Origin of the sequence: Agriterribacter sp., from assembly GCF_035444585.1 — a bacterium.
Lineage (GTDB): Bacteria > Bacteroidota > Bacteroidia > Chitinophagales > Chitinophagaceae > Agriterribacter.
On the sequence record NZ_DAOMOZ010000376.1, the window covers coordinates 1 to 1693 of the forward strand.

Genomic DNA, 1693 nt, shown 5'->3' on the forward strand with positions numbered 1-1693 from the left:
CTTAATGGAAAGGCTTAAAATGGCTTGCTTAACGGCAAGATGGGGAAGCGGCATGTTAGCAGCAAACCGGATGTGTGTTTTAAAAGCACTATAGTGCGGCGGTAGTAACCTGCCGTATGCTGTTGCAATAACATGTATTTCCCTCCATAACCTGTGGGTCAGGGGTTCGAGTCCCTTTCCTGCCTCAGGCGGGATAGCTCAGCGGTTAGAGCAACAGACCATTGCGGGTTCGAATCCCGCTCCGGCTGAAAAGCAGGGTAGTTCAATGGTAGAACACAACACTTCGGATGTTGAGTAAAGAAGTACACCGCTTCTTAAAAAATGGTGACGACTTAAAGTGAGGGTTATTTATCGGCCGGAATACTTAAGTAAATATGCCGTAAGCATATATGCGGCAGCAGCACGGCAACTGATCTATCGCCAGTGTGTTATGCCAGTTGTAATGAGCGACAAAACACTTTTTATCTGGGTTCTTTGCCTGCGGGCAGTGAAAAGATAAAAACTGCCTTGTTTAACATCACAGCGCTTAATGCCCGCTATACAAAGTGATAAATAACCCTGACTTTAATACTAAGCAAGGAAGATTTTAATAATAGTAACAGTTAAAAAGAGAAGAAGATGAAAAATGTAAGAGTAAACGCCTACCATGTAGGGTTGGTGTTTAAAAACGGCGTGTATCGGCGGATGCTGAACGAAGGAAGCTACTGGTTCTGGAGCAATGAAACCGTACAATTGTTTGATATAACCAAGCCGTTCAATGCACCGGTGGAATTGAACATATTGTTGAAGGACGCTGCGCTTGCAGGGGCATTGCTCGTGCTGGATGTAAAAGACAATGAAATTGCATTACAATATAAAAACGGTTTGCTGGAAGCAGTATTCGGTGCAGGTCGCTATACCTTTTGGAAAGGTGCCGTGGAATATAAATTTATAAAAGCAGATATTGGAAAGATTGAGGTCACTGAACCTATAGAACGTACGGTATTATTGCATCGCCTGGTTGCCCCATTCGTTCGTAGCGTAAGCGTGGAAAGCTTTGAAAAAGCGGTATTGTTTATTGACGGAAAATTTGTGCAGGTATTGCAAAGCGGTGTATACTATTGGTGGAAGAATGCAATTGCCGTGCATGTTGGTAAAATAGACACCCGCCAGCAGCAACTGGAGATCAATGGCCAGGAAATTCTGACCAAAGATAAAGCGGCATTGCGTATCAACGCATGGGCGCAATACCAGGTAACTGATATTGAAAAAGCTTTGCTGCAAAACAAGGAATACGGCAGGCAATTGTATGTGGCATTTCAACTGGCGTTGCGGGAATATGTTGCCGGCTTTGGATTTGATGAATTGCTGGAGAAAAAAGAAGCCATTACCCCTTTCATTTTGCAAACTGTACAGAAAAACGCTGAAGCATTGGGTATAGTGGTGAATGACTTCGGTATCCGTGATATCATATTGCCGGGCGATGTAAAGGAGATCATGAACCAGGTATTGATCGCTGAAAAGAAAGCGCAGGCAAATACCATCATGCGGCGGGAAGAAACGGCCAGCACCCGTAGCTTGCTGAATACTGCCAGGCTGATGGAAGAAAACGCGATGTTGTGGAAGCTGAAAGAAATGGAATATGTGGAAAAGATCGCAGACAAGATCAGCAATATCAGCGTAAGCGGTAACGGGTTATTGATCGAACAGTTAA

Annotated in this window: 1 protein-coding gene; it reads left to right on the forward strand. The window is 44.1% G+C overall.

Features of this window, described 5'->3' with window-relative positions; genetic code table 11:
* Positions 1-618: 618 nt before the first annotated feature.
* Positions 619-1693: slipin family protein (locus PLH26_RS21660; RefSeq protein WP_324588094.1), on the forward strand; the 1075-nt coding region annotated here is incomplete at its 3' end.